The sequence below is a fragment of the Blautia sp. Sow4_E7 genome, assembly GCF_052116245.1.
Classification (GTDB): Bacteria; Bacillota; Clostridia; order Lachnospirales; family Lachnospiraceae; genus Blautia_A.
This window is the reverse complement of record NZ_JBQKLL010000103.1, coordinates 1-1,960: the sequence shown is the minus strand read 5'-3', so window position 1 is coordinate 1,960 and position 1,960 is coordinate 1. Positions and strand designations below refer to the sequence as shown.

Here is a 1,960-nt window from a genome sequence, read left to right as displayed (position 1 = left end):
ATTCGTGGTCGTATTTACGTTGGGTACGTGACATTGAGAGTTCCTCCTTATTCTCTTTATTATACATGAATTCTTTGAGAATAAGGTGTCAACTTTATTTATACAACATCAGCATAGCTTTAGTCCAAACTAAAGCTTCTCCAAAAACGAAGCAAAGGGCTGAAGCAAAAGGAATAAAACTTTACGATGACCTTTCACCCGAAAAAGTTAAAGAAGTTCGTGAAAAAGTGAAAAAAAGGAAAACTGGAGGTAACAACAATGCTTGATATTACATTTTACAAAAAGCAAAATAATGATAATTTTGTTCCTTGTACAATAGAATTGTGCGATGAAGATTACAAAAAACTAATTGTTTCAAATTTTGCAAAAAGATTTCACTCTGAAAAACAATGCTTAATAGTGGAAGAAGAAGAATATTCTATCGGTGCGGTGTATTGTGATGCTCTTGTTTTGGAGGAAGCTAAAGAAATTTGTAATAGATTACTGTTTGAAGAACTTGAGAAAGTACAAAATTACTGCAGTAGAATTGAAGGAGAAACTATAAACAAAAGCAAGTTGAACTTTATGTTTGTGCTTAGAGACGTGCTAAGTAATCTCGGCGAATGTCAATATTTTTCATACGTTTGAAATAAAGGTGTTTTGAACAAACGCACAATCGGAAGTTGTAGTAAAGGAGGTTTACAATGGGGGTTTGGATTTTTATGTTGATTATGGATTTGCTTCTTCCATTTACGATGATTGGTTTTGGAAGATATTTTATGAAAAAGGCTCCAAAGGAAATAAATTCAGTATTTGGATATCGGACTTCGATGTCTATGAAGAACAAAGACACATGGGAATTTGCTCATAAATATTGTGGTAAAGTCTGGTATGTCTGTGGAATGGTTATGTTGCCGATAACAGTAATATTCATGCTTTTAGTGATTGGAAAAAATGAAGATTGTGTTGGGAGTATAGGAGGGATTATCTGTGGTGTTCAACTTATTCCTTTAATTGGGTCTATTCTCCCAACAGAAATAGCATTAAAAAAGAATTTTGATAAGAATGGAACAAGACGATAAATTCAAGTTGTGGAATCGACTGAAAGGAAGCATTATATGTTCTATATTGTTTTTGACTTTGCGATGGCAGTGATTATGCTTTTATTTGGAATATGGTTTTATAGGTCAAAAGGACAAGCATCTAAATTCTTGTCTGGTTATAATATGAAATCGGCAGAAGAACGAAAGAAATATGATGAAAATGCTATGTGTAAGGTATATGGGAAAAGAATGATGTTTATGTCAATTCCTTTTATTGCTGGAATGATTATAGGCATTTGGTATCCGGGAATCGGTTGTTTAATTGCATGGGTGATATGGTTTGTTATGTTTATTCTGCTGCTTATGGATAGACATAAAAGAGAAGGTTAATTTATAGAGGAATAGAATGTTTTTGGGGTGAAAATACCGTTTATTTGTTTTAGACATACGATGTCCGGTTGAAAATTAGCGGATTCTCGTTTTATGTCGTGGTAATTTTGGTATATATTGGTAAGCTGTAAGTGGAAGAGAGGTAGAGACATGGATACAAAAAAGATTGGAGCTTTTTTAAAGCAATGTCGTAAAGAAAAGAATCTTACACAAGAGCAGCTTGCTGAAAAGTTTGGAGTATCTGCAAGAACAGTTTCCAGATGGGAAACAGGAATAAATATGCCAGATCTCAGTATACTTGTTCAACTTGCTGAGTATTACGATGTTGAGATGAGAGAGCTCCTGGATGGAGAAAGGAGCCAGACTATGAATAAAGAGATGAAAGAAACATTGGACAAAGTTGCGGTGTATGAAGAATGGGTGAAACAAAAAGCATTATAAACTGTATCCCTTGTCAAGGACATTTTGAATTAGTGTAGTGCCTATTTTTTAGACACCTACACAAAAGTGATATCCCTGATTTTGGACATTCCTTTGTTTGGTTATCC

The 1,960-nt window shown here is 34.0% G+C and carries 5 protein-coding genes; all 5 read left to right on the top strand.

The window, feature by feature from the left end; translation table 11 throughout:
- Window positions 1–266 (top strand): hypothetical protein (locus ACTQ50_RS19505; protein WP_441485542.1); only part of this gene is annotated, 266 nt, incomplete at its 5' end.
- Window positions 259–627, top strand: a complete 369-nt coding sequence (locus ACTQ50_RS19500) for a hypothetical protein (protein WP_441485541.1) — start codon at window positions 259–261, stop codon at window positions 625–627. The genes ACTQ50_RS19505 and ACTQ50_RS19500, both read left to right, overlap by 8 nt.
- A 56-nt stretch (window positions 628–683) precedes the next feature.
- Window positions 684–1,061, top strand: coding sequence for an SdpI family protein (locus ACTQ50_RS19495; protein ID WP_118359187.1), 378 nt, complete (start codon window positions 684–686; stop codon window positions 1,059–1,061).
- Window positions 1,062–1,097: 36 nt separating this feature from the next.
- A complete protein-coding gene (locus ACTQ50_RS19490; protein ID WP_441485540.1) occupies window positions 1,098–1,412 on the top strand; it encodes a DUF3784 domain-containing protein in 315 nt (104 codons plus the stop codon).
- Between the two features lie 150 nt (window positions 1,413–1,562).
- Complete coding sequence (locus ACTQ50_RS19485; RefSeq protein ID WP_441485539.1) at window positions 1,563–1,853, top strand: helix-turn-helix domain-containing protein; 291 nt, start codon at window positions 1,563–1,565, stop codon at window positions 1,851–1,853.
- The last annotated feature ends 107 nt before the right edge of the window (window positions 1,854–1,960 follow it).

Excerpts from the sequence above, each read along its gene's own strand:
- ACTQ50_RS19495 (WP_118359187.1), top strand. The coding sequence starts at position 684 with ATGGGGGTTTGGATTTTTATGTTGATTATGGATTTGCTTCTTCCATTT.
- ACTQ50_RS19500 (WP_441485541.1), top strand. The coding sequence starts at position 259 with ATGCTTGATATTACATTTTACAAAAAGCAAAATAATGATAATTTTGTT.
- ACTQ50_RS19490 (WP_441485540.1), top strand. The coding sequence starts at position 1,098 with ATGTTCTATATTGTTTTTGACTTTGCGATGGCAGTGATTATGCTTTTA.
- ACTQ50_RS19485 (WP_441485539.1), top strand. The coding sequence starts at position 1,563 with ATGGATACAAAAAAGATTGGAGCTTTTTTAAAGCAATGTCGTAAAGAA.